Raw genomic sequence first — 20496 nt, forward strand, 5'->3', positions numbered from 1 at the left:
ACTATGATAATTTAAACGAGTCAGGTAAAGTGGCCTGACTTAAACAAACTGGTCTCCGATGAACTCGGGGCGATTCAAAAATCAGGTTATAGTGCTATTAAATTAAAGGCTAGGTAACTTTAAATCTTTAAACTCTTGGATGGAGAGTATAAAGGTTTAGTCACCGCTTCAGTTATATTTTATAAACAACTTGATTCCGGCCATTATCTTTAGCACTGTATAGGCATTCATCAGCTCTGATAAGTGTATCTCTAGATACTTTATCGCTTGATTTTATAGGTGTCACACCAATAGACACAGTAACGGAAAGTTCAATCTCGTAGGAAATAAATACATAGTCACTTATTTTCTCTCTAAGCCTCTGCATTGCTGCTACCGAATCATCGATTGGTGAGTCTTTTAACACAATTAAAATTTCCTCACCACCATATCTATATGCACTGTCTGTGTCTCGTAGTGATGATTGTATAATATCTGCTATAGATTCAAGAATTTCATCTCCAACAGCATGCCCATACTCATCATTAATTAGTTTAAAATGATCTATATCGATAAGTGATAAGCTAGTAATTATAGGTTGTTCATTATTCAAATCTATGAGCTCGGTTAAATCTTTCTCCATTGCTGAGCGATTTAGCAAACCTGTGAGTTCATCCAAATATGTCAAATTATTAGAAATTTCTTTTCTAAAGGTTTCTATACTCCTATCGAGTCTTTTCATTAATGTGATTAAATGACGATAACTATTTTTTTTGATATCGTTGCACTGTAATTCATCCAAAGTGTACCTTACATAATCCAGTAGATTTGAGAGATTTATCTGAATATTAACTAACCTTTGATGATGAGCGACTTGAGTATTTGAAAGATCTAGTGCGCTACTAAAATCCAGCTTATGTAAAAGAAGGTTATAATCATTTTTTATCCGACAACGTGAGTCGTTATATTGCAACATATAAAATAAATTAAGCCTGCCATCGTGATGTTTAACTAAGGCTTCCCCTAAATTTACATAAAAAAGCTGCACGTCATGTATATTCAATTCATCAAACATTGCTTTCAATTATTATTATCTCAAAAAGGTTATCAATTGTGTTACACTTATTAGTGCTTCACATTAAACTTATAAAAGTGGCTATAAACACCTAATAGCCACTTGTTTATATTATCAACGAAAAAGAGCCGAGTAGGAAACTATTTGTATATTTTTATAATACATATCAAAGTGAAAATAATTAGAGTCTAGCCGGTATTTTATGATCAAAGCGGACATATCCTAGAGTGGTTTAATCGCGGCGAGAGTAAAAGTTGCTCTACTACTAAGAACCCTACGCGCTACAGAGTATACATGCCTGAAGATAGCGTATAGATCTGCAAATTAACCTTGAAAATAAACAAACCAAGCAGCCCCTTCATAATAACTTAAATTCAGAAGCTTTTTGATGGCGCTTAATTAGGAAATTGCAATAAAAACACATTTAAGTCCTGTTCAGTCACTTGAGTAGTCTGTGTTAATCTTTAATTTTGTTATTTTCTATATAGTCTATGAGGCTATGTATAGGTAGTGGCTTGGAGAAAAAATACCCCTGAACCTTAATACCTTCGAATTTAGATAAGTGCTTAATTAACCCTTCACCTTCAACACCCTCAACTATTACGCTTTTATCTAGATCGTAGCAAAACCTAATAATAGTATCTAACAGCTTTTGCTCTTTAGTCTTTAATAAGTGTGCGCCTATTGTAAATTCGCGATCGAGTTTAATTATATTGGCTGGCTGATGTGTCAGATAGGATAGGCTTGAGTAGCCGGTTCCAAAGTCATCTATTGCAACATTGAGCCCATAATTAACCAATTCAATAAGTTTGCTTACAATAACCCCCCTTTCTTGAAAGTACGATTCAGTAACTTCTACCGTAAAATTTTCAAGAATAATGTTATTTTCAGTTAATAATGAAAGCAAATTACTTGCAAAGTCATCTTTAATTATTTGTTTCGTCGAAAAGTTAACTGCAACAGTCATATTTTGTAGTTGGGGATATTTTTTTATATCTTCGATCACTTTTTTAAGGACCTGCTCGCCGACTTGAGTTATTTGACCTGTAGTTTCAGCGATGGGTATAAATTTAGCTGGTGAAACCCACTCATTACCGTTTGACCATCTAACTAGTGCTTCAACTCCGGTGATCGTACTATCATTTAAGCAATGCACTGGTTGGTAAAATACTTCTAATACATCGTTCTTAAGTGCATTTTGTAAGTCATTTCTGATAGTAACGGTTTCATTATACTTATCTTCCATAGACTGTTGGTAGAAATGAAATTGATTACCACCAAGCTCTTTCGCTTTTTCAAGAGCAACATTCGCTTGCTGAAGATTTAACCGAAGATTAAATGAATCAAGGTGTCTGTAGGTTGCAGCTCCAGCGCTGACTGAAAGGTTAATTTCATTATCATCAATAATGTGAGCTTCAGTAAGCTCGACAATTAGAGACTTTATTTTTTGTTCTAATGACTCTGGGGAAATATCAAAAAAATATAAAACGAAGCTATCACTCGCCCCTCTAGCAATCAACGCTATATTATTAGTGCTTTCGCGTATTCTTAAGGATACATTATTTATAAGTTCATCGCAGATTTTATACCCTAAAGAAATGTAAATCGCTTCAAATAAATCTACTTTCAAAATAACGGTTGAAAAATTATTAAAATGCTTTTCAGAAGTGACCTTTATAAACTCGTCTTCTAAAGCTGTTAATTTGAGTAACCCCGTGAGCTCGTCATGCTTTGCTCTAAACTGAATGACCCTAGAGGAGTCTGCTACTTGAACAAAAATAAATATAAAAATAAAAGTGAGCCAAAGTATTGACTGATCAATTATTGTGTCAGTATGTATAGAGTCATAATCATTAATAAAACTATAAACCTCATGCTCAACTAGATCCATGACATTGATTTTTTGTGTGATAAAGTGATTATAACTATTAATTAGTTCGCTTAAGTTTGTTTTATTTTCGTTATTATGATCTACTGAAAAATATATACTTTTTGTTAATTCTAAATAAGTATCGTATTGACTTAAATAGTGTAAATAGTCTTTATCTAGCAATAAATTAATATCCAGCAAATTTAATATGTAGTATTTATTTTTTGTCGCTAATTCAACAGTGGCTAACAGCATAAGAGTGGGGGCTGCTGAGTTTAGGGTGAGTGAATTTGCTGCAAACTGAATGTCATCAAGATCTCGCGTCAACCATGCTTTTATTATTGGTTTTTCTAGCATACCGTTTAAGTAGAAATGTCTTGAAAAAGTATTCCCTGAAACGAAGTTAAGTTCGCTATCAAGAACTAATACCCCCTTAATAATATTGTAACCGTTGGTATAGGTTTTTTGGTCTATATCGAGAAGGCGCTTGAAATCATCAAAACTCTCATTGTTAACTCGTGCTTTGATTCTGGAGAGGGCTTTTATTTGTGCTTCAATAGATTTATTTATCATTGTTTCTATCAAATTAATCTTCGCCCTCGCATTAGCCTCTTCAGCTTTTACCACACTTAATGAAGCTTGATGCCAAACGGCTGTTCCAATAGAGACTGCAATGAATACAACTAACTTTATTCTCTTCATTTCGATAATTTGGACATTTTTGTGAAAAGCTTTCACAATAATTGCAGCAAAAAGCGTAAACAAGAAAACAGCAGATAAAGTAAAAGTAAATGGATTCGAGTCAATCAAGCCAATATGAAAGTTTTGCAGCATATGAAACCAAACGGAAACCTGCATTAAAAGGAAGCACAAGAAGCAAACTGCAACTATTAAAACTTTGTACTTTTTTGTTATTACGTTTAGGGAGGGCGTTCAGAATTCTGTGTCAGCCTAAATTGCTAAATATCTAGCACGCCATCTAACCTACCTTCGAAGTGAATGGCTAATTGCGACAATGTCAGGTTCCAACTGTGGATTGGCATTGTCCATTTCTTCGAGGCGTTCAATATGCCTGCATACAATAATTTCATCAAGCTATTTTCATTCGGGAATGCGCCTTTAGTCTTGGTCAATTTCCTAAACTGGCGGTGAACCGCCTCGATAGCATTGGTGGTGTAAATGGCTTTTCGCACGTAATCTGGGTACTTGAAGTAAACCGACAGGTTCGTCCATTTACGACGCCAAGAGTCGATAACAATGGGATATAGCTTGCCCCATTTATCGTCTAGCTCATCCAGTGCTGCTTCTGCGGCATCTTTAGTTGCTGCACGATAAACGGGTTTTAAGTCAGCCATAAAGGCTTTTTGGTGCTTAGAGGCTACGTACTTCATCGAGTTACGAATTTGATGAATAACGCACTGTTGAACCTCTGTTTCAGGATAGATAGTGCCAATGGCTTCAGGGAAACCTTTTAGTCCATCAACACAGGCGATTAAAATATCGGATACGCCACGATTATGTAAATCGGTCAGCACTGATAACCAGTAGTTAGCACCTTCGCTTTCTGATACGTAGAGGCCAAGCAATTCTTTACGGCCTTCAATATTAATACCCAGCACACTATAAACCGCTTTGCTAACGTAGCGACCATTTTCCTTGATTTTATAGTGAATAGCGTCAAGCCAGATAAATGGATACAACGCATCAAGACTGCGAGATTGCCACGCTTTAAGCTCTGGTATTAGCTGGTCAGTCACAGCGGTTATTGTGGCTTCTGATACTTCAATGCCATACATTTCTTGAATGTGACTGCGAATATCACGATAGCTCATGCCTAACGCAAACATAGATAGGACTTTTTGGTCAATTTCTGGCGTTAACTTAGTTTGGTTTTTCTTAACGAGTTGCGGTTCAAAGGAGCCAGCGCGGTCTCTTGGTGTTTCAAGTTCAAATTGACCTACAGATGATTTAACGGTTTTTTTGCTAGTGCCGTTCTTACGGTTTGGTTGCAGATCAGATTCTAGATGCTGCTCTAGCTCTGCTCTGAGTGCAGCTTCAGTTAATTGTTTAATTAGCGGTGTTAAAACACCATCTTCACCAGTTAACCCTTTACCAGATTGAAGTTCAGCTAATGCTTTGTTGAAGTCGAAAGATTGAGTCATGTGTCACTCCTGTTTTCTTAATATTACTGAAATGACACAGATTTCTAAACACTACCCGTTTAGGCTCACCCTTTTTATCAGTATGAGTACTGCCATAATCAATAGCGAGTTTAGTGCTGTTTTAAGGCCAATAACGTGCATCAGCTCATATTTATAAAATAGGAGCTCGATTATACCTAAAACGAAAATAATGAAATGAAAATAAATTATAGCACTATAGAAAATACTCGCCGCGCTATTTGTTACTTTAAAGTGCATATAATGTGAATCGATTTATCAAGCTACGTTTCTTGCAGTGTAAAAGGGTTAGTAAATTAATACAATGCATAATAATATTTAACTAGTAACTAAATTACATTACCAACAAGATAGTAACAAGATAATAACACCACCGACACCGCGTCATGCTTTGTGTGATTTTATAACGCCATAAACGTTGGCGGTACTTCAAGCTTGTATAGTGACTCCCTAGTCTGAGTGAAACATCCACCAACTTGATCTGCCTCTACTTTCGTAGTTAGCTCAAGCGCTTTTAGCGTTAAGTTAGAATCCGGTGACAATGACATGGCCCAACCCACAACTTTGCGTGCAAATAAATCAATAACAACCGCTAAATAATACCAGCGATTGCCTGTCAAAATATATGCTACATCAGCGCACCATGTCCTATTCAGCTCAACCTATCAAACTACCTATTAAACTACCTATCAAACTACCTATCAAACTACCTATTAAACTACCTATCAAACAAATCTAGGATTTAAAGGTATTCATTATCAGCACGTTTATATTGATATTGTGGTACTTGGCAGCTCCTAACTTTAGTTTAACTATCAGTTTAGCGGCGCAATAACGGCTTAATTCAAAATAGTTATTCGTTGCGATTGTCGTTGCCCTAGCTGAACCGTCTTTCATTCTATGTGTGGCTTTAACTTCAGTTTCTAACCTTACTTGCTCTGGTGTCGGTGCTGTATCCCGTATAGGCCAATATTTTTAGTTGCTACGATACACATTGAATACACGAAACTGTACGCTAATCGGATAATGCTTTCGTTGATTTAATTTCTCAATTAAAGAGAGTTATTCAAGGAGTCGGACATCACGTGAGCGGTAGCCTTTTTTGAAATGTAATTTAAGATATACGTCATTGTAAGACATAAAGTTAAGATGAGTACCCCAAGCACAAGTGAAAGTGTAAGCTCATTCGCATTTAGAAGTGCATTTCTAAATAAATACCACATTACGTATGCTAAAAACCCCACCCCCCCAGCTAAACCTACTATTTTTAAGCGCCATTTTGAGCTAGATTTGACTGAGTTATAGCGTTGCATTTTTTATCTCCCTGCTATTATTGTTAATTATTTCAAAGTAAGGGCTTTACTATAAATGCTAGAATATCAATTTGGCCTTGTAAATGCTTTTGAAGTTATAGAGTGATTGACTTCATATCACGTATTTAAGGAATAGAATCAAGTATAGAGAGCTTTACCCCAACTCTAATCACAAGGCTTCATAATCAATTCTTATAATATAAGGAGAAAACACGGGCTCATAAATACATCTCGTTTCTAAAATCAATTATATATTTAAGTGTAAAACTTTGTTATTTAATAATTTTAAAATTATTTATCAATTACTTCATCATAAAAATTTTCATCATTTCTATACAAATAAATTTCCGTTGTTGAAATGTTCGTCATGTATAGTATAAAGCCTATATCTATGGCCACTGCGATGTATATTAGGTGCGCTAATTTGATAAAGCTCTAGTTAATTTAGTTTCTCGATTAAAAAGAATTGATCAGGGAGTTTTTTTACTAGCGTTGAGATATTTCAATCTTATATTTCGTCTTTAGAGCTTCCCAATTTTAAAGAGCCCTTATTAGTCTTACTGGTTTTATTGATAAACCTAAAACCGACATACTCTTTCCAACCGTTATCAAATGGTTTATTAATACTTTGAGCGCTTCATAAACTATGTTTTGTGTATTAGTTCATTAGTTCATTAGTTCATTAGTTCATTAGTTCATTAGTTCATTAGTTCATTAGTTCATTAGTTCAACAAATTATCAATTCTTTTCTTCCAATAGCTCAATGAGCTTACGCTTTCCTTCGTCATCAAGCTTTTCGATTAAACATGCCAGAGTTGCGCTTTCTTCTGATTCACAAAAAAAGTAATTTACGGGAACGTTTAGCTCGATCGCTAGCTTTTTTAAAGTTGCTAAGTCGGGCATATGGCGACCTGTTTCGTAATGATTCATCCTGCCGCTAGCAGAGCTTGGGTCCATCCCTATTTTAATACCTAACTCTTTTTGGCTTATTTTCATTCGCTTTCGAGCCTCTTTAAGACGCTCTGTAAAAAAGGATTTAACCTGCACCGTTGCTTCATCTTGGTAACTCTCACATTTAAATGATTGTCTAGTTTTTACATGAGCATGTATACTTAGGAATCCTAAGTTTATGGTGAGTGGTAAGGTTTAGCAATGAGTAAAAAAGCGAATATGAATGTATTTTTACATTTTCTTTTGGTAATCAAACAGATGAATAATTTCACTGTGACGCAAGCGAAAGAGGCATTATTGCGTGAACAATCTGAGTTTACTGATCCAGTAGAAACCCGAAAGTTTGTATATCGCCAATTAACTCGCAATGTTGCAAATGGACTCTTAAGACGAACCAATAAATTAAATAAGGGATCTAAAGAGGTTATATATTCAACAACAGAGCTTTTTTCAAGTTTAGAAATCATTCCTACTTCAAGGCGAGGCAAAGTAAAACAAATAGATACTGCAAATATTAGCGTTCCTGATATTTCGACCGAAACAGTTAAAGTTATTGAGTACCAAGAAGAACTTAAAAAAGATTTATTAACATACGAGATTGATTTAAATACTGTACTTGAAGAAGCTAAAGAGTATCAGCGCCTTTCTGCACGCTACCCTAAGCTGCAAGAACAGTTGCAGCTGCATCACACTCAAGCTAAGGAAAAGTCGATTAAATTACTTGGCAAAATAAATGCTTTGCAGACTTTACTGGGTAATAAAACAACAGAAAAACAGCCATGCTAAGGGCTTGGCAAACAGCCTGCTTACTGGCAATTAAAAAGCACTACTCTCAAAGCCATAAGCACTTTTTTTGTTTAGCTACACCTGGGGCCGGTAAAACTGTATTGGCGGCAGAAGTTGCAGCATATTTATTTGAAACTAAGCAAATAGAATTTGTGATTTGTTTTTCACCCTCTAGTGAGGTGGCCAATGGTATTAGAAAGACGTTTGCTAAACGGTTAAATTGTAATTTTGACGGTGTTATTGGCTCAGTTGGTTGCTCGTATACTTATCAAAATATGCGCTTTTTTAATGACGACTACTGGAAGTTATTAAGGAATAACCGCGTGTTAGTGGTGTTTGATGAAATACACCACTGTGCTGGTTCAAGCATTGAGGATGCCAATGTATGGGGGCAAGATATTGTTAAAAACATTCAACAGCACGCTGCTTTTACGTTAGCGTTGACAGGCACACCTTGGCGCTCTGACCTTCTTCCTATCGCGCTGGCAACTTATAGCGACCCTGATAATATAATAATATGTAATTACACTTACTCGCTGCAACAGGCGGTAAATGATGGTGTTTGTCGTAACCCTAAAATTGTTTTAATTGATAATGAAGAAATTTCGGTAACAACCACGAAACAGGAAACTAAAACCTATAACTCATTAAAGTCTTTGCTAAAAGATCCATCGATTTCCTACCAAGATTTGATTAAGCACGAAGCTGTGATTAATTACATTGTTGCTCAAGGGGTAAGTAAACTTGCCACTATTAGGCAGCAGAATAGTAATGCAGCAGGGTTAATTGTTGCCTCTTCTGTTGAACATGCAGAGCAAATAGTGACTGTACTCACCGACCTTTTTCATCAATCAGCAACCATAGTTACTTACAAAGAAAGTGATGCTGGCGAGAGAATCAGTCATTTTCGCTTAAGCAACACACAATGGATTGTAAGCGTTGGCATGGTGTCGGAAGGTACTGACATACCAAGACTACAAGTATGTTGCCATTTAAGCAGAGTTAAAACCGAACTTTATTTTAGGCAGGTGCTTGGCCGTATATTAAGAGTAAATAGCTCGCCCAACCAAGAAGCTTGGTTATTCACCTTAGCCGAAGAAACACTAAGCACTTTTGCAAATAGAATCGACCAAGAGCTACCCGACACTTGCGTATTGATAAGAAATAATGCCATAGTTAATGAGTATCTTGGAACAGAGAACCATAAAAAGACATACTCCACGCGGTCCGGTAGTCAGCCGGTTGCTCAAATTGATGATTTATTTTTTTCATGGGAAGAAAAAGAACCTAGTCAGCTGAAGACTGAACCTAAAGAATCAAGTTATTTACATGCCTTTGGTGGGTTTAGAGAGCGGGTTATTGAGGCTTTTGTAATAGGGTAATTTAGAGTGATTCATATATCACAATAGAGTTTTAATGGTTAGGCTTAGGTTTCATCTGGCAGCCCGCTATGAGCGAGAAGCAGACGGTCGAGTAAACTCGTTTTTGGACATAAATGAGTTAGAGCCGAAGGACGGCTCTGTGCCATAAGTGGACAGTGCTAACGCCCAAATTTAGCGCGGAAAGCCGCGCAGCGGGTTGACGTCGCAGCCAGCGATTTTTGCTGGCAATAATATTTGTTTGTTATACACGCTTTTCTACTTTCCATGGCGGATTTAAACGATTCTCGCCAGCCCAATAAAGTTTAATTTTATTACCCGACGGGTCGTGAAGAATAGCCTCTTTCCACAAGTACCTTTGTTCTGTTGGGGTTGCTCAAAGCTAATGCCTTTATCAATGAGAGTTTGACAAAGTTCATCAAGATTTTCATGCTCAAAGTAAATTACAGAATGGTTTTCGAAATTGTCGCTTTCTAAAGACAAAGAAAACGTCGAATCACCATCTGGACATGAAAACCGCGCATAATGTGGCGTGTCTACTATTTGAGTAAAGCCAAGATTGAGATAAAACTGAACAGCTTTATCCATATCTTTTACCGGCAAAGTAACCTGATTAAGTTCCATCTAACCCCCGAGTGTATAACGCCAGCCAGCATGCGCGGCTACGTAATGGAGGCGAAGCCGCAATGTAGTAGCCGTCGCCGTGACTGGCCTTGTTATGCATTTGCTCCAATTATTCGCTCAACTTCTTTCTCTAGACCCAAGACTTCCTTTGAATTAATTGCAACGCCTATGTTATTTGGTATCTGAGTGATTGGCACCGGCACATTGGAAGTAGGGGCAGTGACGATCTTAATTTCTCCTGATGCCGTGTGCATGGCGCCAGCGTAGTGAACTCCTAAAAGGCGAATTCGATGACTCCCCATGTATGTATTGCCTTTGTTGTCCATGTATCCACCAATATTAGCTAAGAAAACTGGTGAACCACTTGAGCCGGGGAAGCTTGCTATATCTGTTAGAAATTCTGCCTTACCATTCCATGGTACATTTGCGTGTGTTGCCGTGATGCCTTTTCGTATTACGGGGAGGTTATTTTTTGCATCCCAGATACCATTGGGGTATCCGATCATGACAATATCTTCCATTGACGAATAAGTTTCTCGTTCTTCTTCTTTTGGGATAAGGTCAGTTTGCAAGGGCATGTAAAAGAGCTTACCGCCTTGCTGTTGTACCTGATTCAGCAATGGCCCTATAGGAAAGGCGGCAAGGTCGACATTGGGATCTGGGTGCTTGATGCATTGGTTTTCAAAGTTGGAAAACTGGAATTGCTGATGTTTTCCTGTATCGGGCAAGCCATCTTTGGTTGCTAGGGTTACATGAAACCTACCAGTATTTGCGCTAGCGACTACGTGCTTATTCGTTACGATCACAGGAACAGTTGAGTCTTCTTTTTGTAGAAAATTCATATAGAAACCTGTACCTGTCGAAATCCCTCCATCGTGAAGGGTGGTTTCTATTCTCACGGTACTATGAGTGAGCTGTTCCATGATTCCAAGGCTCATTGTTTCTCCTTATGCATAACAATTTAATATCGAGCGATTAGGTAGTTTTTCTACCGTAATCTGTCTCGTTTGTCCTATGGCTATTGATAGCAAAGTTAGGAAGTAATTACCAGCATATTGCTCTAAATGTGGTCACGACGAACATGACCTATTGGCTCGTTTTCCTGGCTGTGGAAGAAATTTAAGGATTATGGAAATATAAATAAGGATGAACGTCAGCTTCACTCAAAGCCTCCCATAGAGCTTTGTCGTTAACTCGCAATGGGGCATAAACAAGTTACGCTTGAATAACCTCTCAAGACACATATGCGACTGTCAGGCTTGTTTTAATCACACGAAGCTAATCTGATGACTTACCGTTTGAATCTACACTTTAATACTCCTAATTGAGCCTAAGCTCGTGCAGCTTACTTTACTATTGCGAATTCAGGACCTATTAGCATATCTTCAGGATCTAATGCATTTGGGTTATAGGATGAGCTTTTAATCACCTCATAAATAACAATATCTTTAGCATCTTGTTCAAAAGGGTTTTTTAACTCCAATGGCTCTTTGTCATTAAAAAAATCAAACTTTTCATAAGCAGTTATAAAATGTTTATTTTCAAGATACTCGTTACAACTCAATGCTAATTTTAAAGCTTCTGATAGTAGGTATTTGAGAGCTCTATTCTGCCCTCGACATGCAGCAAATAACGCCATTGTGGTATGCCTATTTTCAAGCTTGGGAGGCGTATCAAATGGCATTTTCTTAGCTAACCCCATCAAATATTGGCGAAAGTACTTGCTGTCATTTTTTAGGCTAAAGTATTCAAGTTTTCTTTTTCTAACTAAGCGAGAAGCCCATTGTGGTTCTTCAGCTATTTTTGCAGCCCAAGGCATACCAACCAGTACTATTGGCACTTTGGCTTCTTCACTAACAAACTTTAATGCATTCGCAATTTGTTGCCGCTCTTGTATGCTTTTAAACGCTATTAACTCCTGAAACTCATTAATGATGAGTAACTCAACTTGAGCTTTAATTAAGCTTTCTACAAGCTTTTTAGTTAGGTCTGTTTTGTAGCCTCGCTTTTTAATTTGGCTACTTCCAAATAGCTCCAGATCTGCCAGCATTTGGATTAAAGTTGCATCTAAGCCTTTCCCCCTAAATATACGACTTATTAGCACTGGCATAGTGTTCCGACTATAAGTTTGTGTAGCTAGAACTCTTTTTTTGTAGTGATTAATGGTATGGTTTTTTCCAACTCCTGTATCACCAATTAATAGCATACACTGTTGGTCTGTTTGGAATTTACGGTTTAATCTCAGCTCATCAAAGTCATTAAAAATTGTTTTAATTTGCGTGTGCATAACAATGCAATTGCTAAAGTTGTGCGACTGTTCTATCTGTATTTCTGTTAAGGCATTCATTCAAATGCCTCTAAATCATCATCCCAATCGTCGAACATATTATTTGTGTCGTTGCTATTAGGTATTGATGAGGAATCTTGTTTAACTAGTATAGTTCCTGGCCCTGTGTTGCTTATTCCAGCTAGCTGAGCTTGTTTTTTTACGGAAGATATTTTGGCTTTACTTTTGTTAGTAAGAAACAATTCTTGTTCTTTTTTTATACTTTCGTGTCTTGCCATCCTAGCTTTTGCTAGAGCTAATTCATCTTTAGACTCATCTATCATTTGCCTTCTGATTTTACTGATTTTTTTATGTTCAAAAAGACTTAAGTTCTTTGTGTAACCAGTAGTATCTGTGCACGGTACTTCGAGATATATCGACAACTCCTCTAAGTAGACATAAATTTTTGACAGGTCGTCTGGATCTATTTTTATAATTTTTTTGCTATTTTTTTTTGTCTGCAGGTACTGTTTACGGTAATCACTTAAGGCTGTTGAGTCATACATCAAATTTTCAAATTTAATACCATTACGACTCAATGTAGGCCTTTTAACTACATTTAATAATATAGAAAATAGTTTACCTTCTCCGTCACCCATCTCAAGCGGAGGGAAAGCATCAAACCCTTTTTTCCATTGTTGTATTGGAATACGGGTTTTTCTTGAATCACTGTCTTGATGGTATACATCAACAACCCATCTATGAAACTCTTTTACAAACGTTGAAAAACGTATCACAGCATTTTTTTTAGGGTCATACTTCTCTTTAGCTAATATATTCGAAAAAGTCTTGCCTGGAAATTCATCTAAAAAGTACTGATTAACTAATCCAAAAAAACGCTCAATCGTTGGTTTATGCTGTGGTTTACCTACTTTATTATACTGAGTGTTGATCCCCGTTTCTTTACATGCGTGCTCTAAAGCATCAGACCAAAATTCAGCACCATTATCTACAACTAAGTTTTCAATTTTTCCATAACATGGCCAATCATTTTGAAGCGTGATATTAAGAGAGCTTAGTAATTTTGGTTTTACTGCGTGAGAAATAGCTTTAGCTGCAGATACATAAGAAGGTGCGTTATAACTCAAATGAAACCCTAATAAACAACCGCTAAATACATCAATAAGTGCCGTTAAATTAGGTCTTCCAATAGGAATACCTAATTCATCATCAAGTAAAATTATATCAAGTGGCGTATGATCTATCTCAACACGCTCTAATATTCTAGTTGGCAGAATATGTGCCGCACAAGCACCATACAATTCTTCTGCTTTAAATTTGCCATGCCGAGCAACTGCTACATCGTATGGTGGTAGTTTTTTTATTCTATTATTAAACGATGTGTAGGATAGTATAGGTATTTTACCGTCAACAATATTTTCATTTTCAATAATAATAAGATCTTTGTAATATCGGTAAGCGGTTGCTATTGTAGGCCTTTTAGCATCTAAAAAACGCTCTACCGCTTTATCAAAAAAAATTTCATCGCCTTGAATGCGCTTCAACCTGTTTCCCATTTTATGTCGTGCAGGAACAAGTGAAGTTAGCTCGCTATTACTATCAACATATCTTTTACGCCACCGAGCCACTGTGCGCCAATTAGGTCGATTTAACTCACTTTCGGCAAATAGTTTATCAAGAATAGGATCTAGGTTTTTTTGCGTCCAACCACCTAGAATTTCCTTTTCAATAATACTAAGAAGTTTATATTTATCTAAAGCTTTTTCTTTTAAAAAATCAGCAAAGGCACCTAAGTCTCTTTCAATTAACTCAGCATCTTCTAACTTTACATATTGAATAGGTATTTCTGGTTTAACCGGAACATTAAGCTCATCAAACTCATCATTAAAATCAGCCATTACAAATCGCCCATAACAATGGGTTGTCACTCAAGCTCTCACATTCCAGGTCTGCTTTTACAAACCCTTTATGAATTAATGCGTATAAGAATGAGCGAGCTTCACCAACCGGTAAGTTAAACTGATGTCTAATATCATTAAGCTTCACCGCTCCTGATTGCTGGATGGATTTAAGTAACTTTTGTTGAATATCATTAATACCATAAACCCCCGAATAACGATGTAGTAACTTTAAATTATTTAAAATGGGGTTTACACGTATTTGACGATCGGTAACTAAAATTAGCTGTCTACCTAACTCTAATGATGCGGCTCTTTTGGCTATAAATTGCTCCCTAAATAAAGGAGATGAAATTTTGCTATATGGCTTATATTCGTGATATTCCTCAACACCATTTTTATATAAGATCAGTGAATCAGGGGTATAGGGCAACAACTTACCATTAAACTCATATTTAAAGCCTTCAGGCTGACTCCCAAAACTCTCTATAGAGTCGTTATATTCATGATGAAAACATGCATCAAACTCTAATGAGCTCTCACACATAATTACACTACTAACTTTAGTGCTCGCAAATTTGTATACATTTTTATTAGGAGAAGGCTTTCTTAAATTGCGTATATACATGGCTGAAATAGCTGTTTTTGTTTGTATTGTATACATACTATACAAACAAAAAAAGATTATGTCACACTATGGTTTAATAAAAATTTAAACAATTGATTATAAGGCAGTTATTTTTTTAGCTCCATCTTTTAAAGGAGTTTTTATGTCAATGTATGGTTTAATTATGTCACAGTATGGTTGTATTATGTCAAACTATGGTTGCAGCGACAACCTTTAACCTTTAACCTTTAACCTTTAACCTTTAACCTTTAACCTTTAATCTAAACCATCGCGGCTTTTACATATACATCAAAGCGGTTCTTTTTCGTTTTGATTTGCATGCTTGGGGTTTTATCATTTAAAAATGGTGCGTAATCGGGGCGTTTAACCACCACACGTTTACTGGCAAGAGGGTAGGCAAACTCGAGTAAATCATCGGCGTCGGTATCGCCACCCACTAACTCTTGGAATACCCGCATTTCTTTTTTAACCAACGCTGATTTTTCACGGTGCGGAAACATAGGATCTAAATACACGACATCGGGCACGCTGTTACATTGAGCAAGTAAGGTATGGCTTGAGCCAAATATTAAGCTCATATTTTGCTGCATCCATTGGCCAATTTCACTATCGTTATAAGCACGTTGTAAACCGTCATATAACAGCGCGGCAACCACGGGGTGGCGCTCATGCAAAATCACTTTACAGCCTAGCGAGGCTAAAACAAAACCATCACGTCCAAGCCCTGCGGTTGCATCGAGTACCACTGGCGTTGCGCCCTTATTAAGACCAACGGCTTTAGCAATTGATTGCCCTTTCCCACCACCAAATTTACGCCTATGTGCAACGGCACCAGTTACAAAGTCTACGTTAATTGCACCTAGTTTAGGCTCATCAGTTTTATATAGGCTTAGCCCTTTATCATCGTAATGCAAACTAAAGCCACTGCTTTGCTCCGCCCATTGAGCAAGCCCAAAGCGTGTTTCTAACTCATTCAAATATGGCCGACACTCTTTAAACGCACACTGTATAACCACTTCACACTCCGATGATAAATTTCACCGCTATTATACCCAAACAGCAGCAATATACGAAGTTCGCAAGGTGTATAGTTTAAAACAACTCAATATCGTTATTTTCACTCTCAGATTCTGGCTTCGCTTGTTGTTTACTTAGTTGTAAATGTAGTCAGCCCCGCCAACACTAAACCCTTTAATACGTTCAGCCTGCCCCACTTTAGATGATAAAAACATTACCGGAAAATTTCGATAAAAAAGCGCCACTGGGGCGCTTTTGTAATTATATTTTAATCCGCAAAGGTCAACAGACCCTAAGCGGCAATGCCACTGTGGCGTAGTAGTGCGTCTACACTTGGCTCACGACCACGGAAGTTTTTAAACAGTGCCATTGGCTCTTCACTGCCGCCTTTTTCAAGAATGTGCTGCATAAACGCTTGGCCTGTTTGTGGATTAAAAATCCCCTCTTCTTCAAATTTAGAATAGGCGTCTGCCGAAAGTACTTCAGCCCATTTGTACGAGTAATAACCTGCACTATAACCGCCCGCAAAAATATGACTAAAGCCATGCTGAAAACGATTAAACGCTGGCGGCTTAATGACTGAGGTACGACTGCGTACATCATCAAGCACAGCTTGAATGTTACATGGTTTGTCTGCCACGTAATCGTGGTGGATTTTAAAATCAAATAACGAGAACTCAAGTTGTCTTAACATTTGCATACCTGAGTTATAATTTTTAGCCGCAAGTAGTTTATCAAGCAACTCTTTTGGTAGTGGCTCACCGGTTTCGAAGTGACCTGAGATAAAGCTAAGCGCTTCTTCTTCGTAACACCAGTTTTCTAAAAACTGACTTGGCAATTCAACGGCATCCCATGCTACACCATTAATACCGGCAACGGGGGCTGCATCCACTTGGGTAAGCATATGATGAATGCCGTGACCAAACTCATGAAACAGTGTGGTTACTTCATTATGGGTAAACAAAGCAGGCTTATCGCCAATCGCTTTATTAAAATTACACACCAAGTAAGCAACTGGTGTTTGAAGTTCACCATTAGCGCGCACTTTACGACCCATACAGTCATCCATCCACGCACCACCACGCTTGTGATCGCGCGCATATAAATCTAAATAAAAACGACCACGTAAAGTGTTATTGCTATCGTAAATTTCAAAAAAACGTACATCTTTATGGTAGCTATCAAAATCAGCAACTTCATTTACAGTAATACCAAATAGGCGATTAACCGTTTCAAATAAGCCACTTAGTACTTTATTTGCTGGGAAGTATGGGCGAAGAACTTCATCTGAAATCGCGTACTTTTCTTGCTTTAGTTTTTCACTGTAATAACCAAAATCCCACGCCTGTAGCTCACTAATACCGTGCTGTTGCTCTGCATATTGTTGCAACTCTTTAAGCTCTTGCTCTGCTTGTGGCTTAGATTTAGCGGCTAAATCTTCTAAAAATGAAAATACCTGCGCAGGTGATTCTGCCATTTTTGTAGCTAACGATTTTTCGGCGTAATTATTAAAGCCTAGTAATTGTGCTAACTCATGACGCAGTGCCAGTTCTTCACTCATTATCGCTGAGTTATCGAACTCACCCGCATTTGGCCCTTGATCGGATGCACGAGTAGAAAACGCGGTGTATGTTTCTTTGCGAAGTTCACGGTCGTCTGCGTAAGTCATTATAGGTAAGTAAGAAGGGAAATCGAGAGTGAATACCCAGCCTTCTAATTCTTTACTTTTTGCCGTATCGGCCGCTAATGCCAGTGCTGATTCTGGTAAACCCGCTAGTTGGCTTTCATCGGTAATATGCTTATGCCATGCAAGCGTGGCATCCATCACATTATTACCAAATTTTGAAGCAAGCTCTGATAAACGCGCACTAATTTCACCGTAGCGTTTTTGCTGCTCAGGATTTAATGCAATGCCTGAAAGCTTAAAGTCGCGCAATGCGTTGGTAATGGTTTTTTGCTGGGCGGTAGTGAGTGTTTTAAATTCATCACTGTTATAAAGCGCGCTGTAAGCCTCATATAAACCTTGGTGTTGGCCAACAAAAGTAGAATATTCAGAAATAAGCGGCAAACATTGCTCGTAAGCTTCGCGCAGTTCATCGTTGTTCATTACTGAATTTAAATGTGATACCGGTGAAAATAATCGCGATAGTTTATCGTCGGCTTCTTCAAGCGGTAGTACTAAATCATTCCAGGTGAAAGATTGCTTTGCTAGTACGCTTTCAATCTCACTGCGACAGTGCTCAATACCTTTTTTTAATGCCGGTACTACATGTTCAGGCTTTATTTTTGAAAAAGGAGGAAGTCCTTCAAGCCCAATAAGGGGATTTGTTTGTGCATTGCTCATAGTCATTCTCAGTTTATGCAAATATAAAAATGAAGTTGGGGCAAAATACGTAAATACAAGGGCAAACCTGCTTTACTAATTAACGAGTGTGTATCTGTAAATGTTCACCTAGCCGCTTGATCTGAAATAGCATATCTTTCGTTTGATAAAGGATGTTTGATAGATTTTAGCAGCCCCGAACAAGTGACTTGTTCATCGCATATGATATTATCGGTAAAACATTGTTAAACACATTTAGAGGATTAAACATGGCTCAGCATTTTGATTACATTGCAATTGGTGGCGGTAGTGGTGGTATTGCATCAGCTAACCGTGCAGCAATGCGTGGCGCAAAAGTAGCATTAATTGAAGCTAAACACATGGGTGGCACCTGTGTAAACGTAGGGTGTGTTCCTAAAAAAGTAATGTGGCATGGTGCTCAAGTTGCTGAAGCAATTAATCTTTATGCTCCTGATTACGGTTTTGATGTTGAAGTTAAAGGCTTTGACTGGTCAAAGTTAGTAGAGAGCCGTGAAGCCTATATTGGCCGCATTCACAAAGGCTATGATAATGGTTTAGCTAAAAATGGCGTAACTGTGATCAAAGGCTTTGCAAAATTTGTGGATAGTAAAACCGTTGAAGTAAATGGTGAGCATTACACTGCTGATCACATTTTAGTTGCCGTAGGCGGACGCCCTACTATTCCTAACATTCCAGGTGCTGAACACGGTATTGATTCAAACGGCTTTTTTGAGCTGAACGAACAACCTAAACGTGTTGCTGTTGTTGGTGCCGGTTATATTGCCGTAGAAATTGCCGGTGTACTGCACAGCTTAGGTACACAAACTCACTTATTTGTTCGTAAGAGCAAGCCACTGCGTACCTTTGACCCATACATTATCGACACACTGGTTGATATTATGGCAAAAGAAGGCCCAACACTGCACACTGAGTGTTCACCAAAAGAAGTGGTAAAAGAGGCTGATGGCAGCTTAACGATTCATTTTGAGAATGGTTACAGCGAAAATGTTGATCAAGTTATTTGGGCTATAGGCCGCACGCCAACAACCGATAAAATTAACCTTGCTGCAGCAGGCGTAGAAGTAAACGAAAGCGGTTATGTAAAAGTAGATGAATACCAAAACACCACAGCTGAAAATGTATACGCTGTGGGTGATATTATCGAAAATGGTATTGAGCTTACACCGGTTGCTGTTAAAGCGGGTCGTACTCTATCGGAGCGTTTATTTAATAAAGAATTGCCGAACGATTTAAAAATGGATTACAGCCTAGTACCAACCGTAGTATTTAGCCACCCACCTATCGGCACCATTGGTCTAACTGAGCAAGAAGCGATTTCTCAGTACGGCGGCGAAAATGTAAAAGTATATAAATCAAGCTTTGCGGCTATGTACACCGCCGTTACTCAGCACCGCCAAGCCTGTAATATGATGTTAGTGTGTGCAGGCGATGATGAAAAAGTTGTGGGCTTACACGGTATTGGTTTTACCGTTGATGAAATGATTCAGGGTTTTGCAGTCGCTATGAAAATGGGCGCCACTAAAGCTGATTTTGATGCCGTGGTTGCACTACACCCAACGGGGTCGGAAGAGTTTGTTACTATGAGATAAGCTCGAGGTTCGAGGTTCGAGGTTCGAGGTTCGAGGTTCGAGGTTCGAGGTTCGAGGTTCGAAAAATAAAAAAACCTTGTGGTTAACATCGCAAGGTTTTTTTATTTAGAAGTTAGGTGTTTTGCTCGAGACCTGTTGCCCGTCGCTCTTTATCTTTCGCTTTGACCTTTAAAAAAGACGCGGAATAAATCCGCTGCTACATGTGTGCGGCATAAAGCCCCGCCTTTTAAGCCAAACACTGTGCTTGGCTTAATCTCTGCCTAAAACCTTTGCCTTTGATCTCTTCCTCTGTGGACTCTGTCGGAGTTTTTCAAGTTAGCTGTGGCCTCTGTGGACTCTGTGGCGGAGTTTTTCAAGTTAGGTGTTTTGCTCGAGACCCGTTGCCCGTCGATCTTTACCTTTCGCTTCGACCTTTAAAAAAGACGCGGAATAAATCCGCTGCTACATATGCCCGGCGTAAAGCCCCGCCGTTTAAGCCAAACACTGTGCTTGGCTTAATCTCTGCCTAAAACCTTTGCCTTTGATCTCTTCCTCTGTGGACTCTGTGACCTCTGT

Annotated in this window: 13 protein-coding genes and 2 pseudogenes; 3 read left to right on the forward strand and 12 right to left on the reverse strand. The window is 38.1% G+C overall.

The genetic code is table 11. The features are described from left to right. Positions 1–172 precede the first annotated feature (172 nt). From MTN97_RS15685 to MTN97_RS15705, 5 genes and pseudogenes are all read right to left on the reverse strand, one after another. Positions 173–1054 (reverse strand): GGDEF domain-containing protein, encoded by an 882-nt coding sequence (locus MTN97_RS15685; protein WP_248474838.1) that lies wholly within the window; start codon positions 1052–1054, stop codon positions 173–175. Between the two features lie 457 nt (positions 1055–1511). Beyond that, positions 1512–3758, reverse strand: coding sequence for a bifunctional diguanylate cyclase/phosphodiesterase (locus tag MTN97_RS15690; RefSeq protein WP_248474839.1), 2247 nt, complete (start codon positions 3756–3758; stop codon positions 1512–1514). 125 nt (positions 3759–3883) lie between these two features. Then, on the reverse strand, positions 3884–5086 hold the full coding sequence (locus MTN97_RS15695) for an IS256 family transposase (RefSeq protein ID WP_248474840.1): 1203 nt from the start codon (positions 5084–5086) through the stop codon (positions 3884–3886). Positions 5087–5468: 382 nt separating this feature from the next. Continuing rightward, positions 5469–5763: pseudogene (locus MTN97_RS15700) on the reverse strand (DDE-type integrase/transposase/recombinase); the annotation flags it as partial. Between the two features lie 1392 nt (positions 5764–7155). Next, positions 7156–7413, reverse strand: a complete 258-nt coding sequence (locus MTN97_RS15705) for a helix-turn-helix domain-containing protein (protein WP_248474841.1) — start codon at positions 7411–7413, stop codon at positions 7156–7158. Between the two features lie 156 nt (positions 7414–7569). On the opposite strand from MTN97_RS15705, the gene MTN97_RS15710 reads away from it, so the two are divergent. Together MTN97_RS15710 and MTN97_RS15715 are read left to right on the forward strand one after the other, a co-directional pair. Next, positions 7570–8154: a hypothetical protein gene (locus tag MTN97_RS15710; RefSeq protein WP_248474842.1), complete on the forward strand. Its 585-nt coding sequence runs from the start codon at positions 7570–7572 to the stop codon at positions 8152–8154. Beyond that, positions 8148–9536 (forward strand): DEAD/DEAH box helicase, encoded by a 1389-nt coding sequence (locus tag MTN97_RS15715; RefSeq protein ID WP_248474843.1) that lies wholly within the window; start codon positions 8148–8150, stop codon positions 9534–9536. The genes MTN97_RS15710 and MTN97_RS15715 overlap by 7 nt, the downstream gene beginning before the upstream one ends. A gap of 241 nt (positions 9537–9777) precedes the next feature. Here MTN97_RS15715 and MTN97_RS15720 read toward each other — a convergent pair. The 7 genes and pseudogenes from MTN97_RS15720 to prlC form a co-directional block, all read right to left on the reverse strand. Then, positions 9778–10157: pseudogene (locus tag MTN97_RS15720) on the reverse strand (VOC family protein). A gap of 92 nt (positions 10158–10249) precedes the next feature. Then, entirely contained in the window at positions 10250–11095 is an 846-nt protein-coding gene (locus MTN97_RS15725; protein ID WP_222713444.1) for a serine protease, read from the reverse strand. 407 nt (positions 11096–11502) lie between these two features. Next, entirely contained in the window at positions 11503–12504 is a 1002-nt protein-coding gene (locus MTN97_RS15730; protein ID WP_222713445.1) for a TniB family NTP-binding protein, read from the reverse strand. After that, positions 12501–14342 (reverse strand): Mu transposase C-terminal domain-containing protein, encoded by a 1842-nt coding sequence (locus tag MTN97_RS15735; RefSeq protein ID WP_222713446.1) that lies wholly within the window; start codon positions 14340–14342, stop codon positions 12501–12503. Before MTN97_RS15735 ends, MTN97_RS15730 begins: the two co-directional genes overlap by 4 nt. Beyond that, the gene (locus tag MTN97_RS15740) at positions 14335–15006 is read right to left on the reverse strand and encodes a hypothetical protein (protein WP_248474844.1); all 672 of its coding nucleotides are present in this window, start codon (positions 15004–15006) and stop codon (positions 14335–14337) included. The genes MTN97_RS15735 and MTN97_RS15740 overlap by 8 nt, the downstream gene beginning before the upstream one ends. A gap of 224 nt (positions 15007–15230) precedes the next feature. Further along, a complete protein-coding gene (locus MTN97_RS15745; protein WP_248474845.1) occupies positions 15231–15986 on the reverse strand; it encodes a class I SAM-dependent methyltransferase in 756 nt (251 codons plus the stop codon). A 293-nt stretch (positions 15987–16279) separates the two neighbouring features. Then, positions 16280–18331, reverse strand: coding sequence for an oligopeptidase A (gene prlC / locus MTN97_RS15750; RefSeq protein ID WP_248474846.1), 2052 nt, complete (start codon positions 18329–18331; stop codon positions 16280–16282). Between the two features lie 248 nt (positions 18332–18579). On the opposite strand from prlC, the gene gorA reads away from it, so the two are divergent. After that, entirely contained in the window at positions 18580–19941 is a 1362-nt protein-coding gene (gene gorA, locus MTN97_RS15755) for a glutathione-disulfide reductase (protein ID WP_036981238.1), read from the forward strand. Positions 19942–20496: the final 555 nt, after the last annotated feature.

This window comes from Pseudoalteromonas sp. 2CM36K (assembly GCF_023161865.1).
Taxonomy (GTDB): Bacteria; Pseudomonadota; Gammaproteobacteria; order Enterobacterales; family Alteromonadaceae; genus Pseudoalteromonas; species Pseudoalteromonas tetraodonis.

What these genes read in the sequence shown, in the direction of transcription:
- MTN97_RS15685 (WP_248474838.1), bottom strand. Translation starts at nt 1,054, where the DNA reads ATGTTTGATGAATTGAATATACATGACGTGCAGCTTTTTTATGTAAAT.
- MTN97_RS15690 (WP_248474839.1), bottom strand. Translation starts at nt 3,758, where the DNA reads ATGCTGCAAAACTTTCATATTGGCTTGATTGACTCGAATCCATTTACT.
- MTN97_RS15695 (WP_248474840.1), bottom strand. Translation starts at nt 5,086, where the DNA reads ATGACTCAATCTTTCGACTTCAACAAAGCATTAGCTGAACTTCAATCT.
- MTN97_RS15705 (WP_248474841.1), bottom strand. Translation starts at nt 7,413, where the DNA reads ATGAAAATAAGCCAAAAAGAGTTAGGTATTAAAATAGGGATGGACCCA.
- MTN97_RS15710 (WP_248474842.1), top strand. Translation starts at nt 7,570, where the DNA reads ATGAGTAAAAAAGCGAATATGAATGTATTTTTACATTTTCTTTTGGTA.
- MTN97_RS15715 (WP_248474843.1), top strand. Translation starts at nt 8,148, where the DNA reads ATGCTAAGGGCTTGGCAAACAGCCTGCTTACTGGCAATTAAAAAGCAC.
- MTN97_RS15725 (WP_222713444.1), bottom strand. Translation starts at nt 11,095, where the DNA reads ATGAGCCTTGGAATCATGGAACAGCTCACTCATAGTACCGTGAGAATA.
- MTN97_RS15730 (WP_222713445.1), bottom strand. Translation starts at nt 12,504, where the DNA reads ATGAATGCCTTAACAGAAATACAGATAGAACAGTCGCACAACTTTAGC.
- MTN97_RS15735 (WP_222713446.1), bottom strand. Translation starts at nt 14,342, where the DNA reads ATGGCTGATTTTAATGATGAGTTTGATGAGCTTAATGTTCCGGTTAAA.
- MTN97_RS15740 (WP_248474844.1), bottom strand. Translation starts at nt 15,006, where the DNA reads ATGTATACAATACAAACAAAAACAGCTATTTCAGCCATGTATATACGC.
- prlC (WP_248474846.1), bottom strand. Translation starts at nt 18,331, where the DNA reads ATGAGCAATGCACAAACAAATCCCCTTATTGGGCTTGAAGGACTTCCT.
- gorA (WP_036981238.1), top strand. Translation starts at nt 18,580, where the DNA reads ATGGCTCAGCATTTTGATTACATTGCAATTGGTGGCGGTAGTGGTGGT.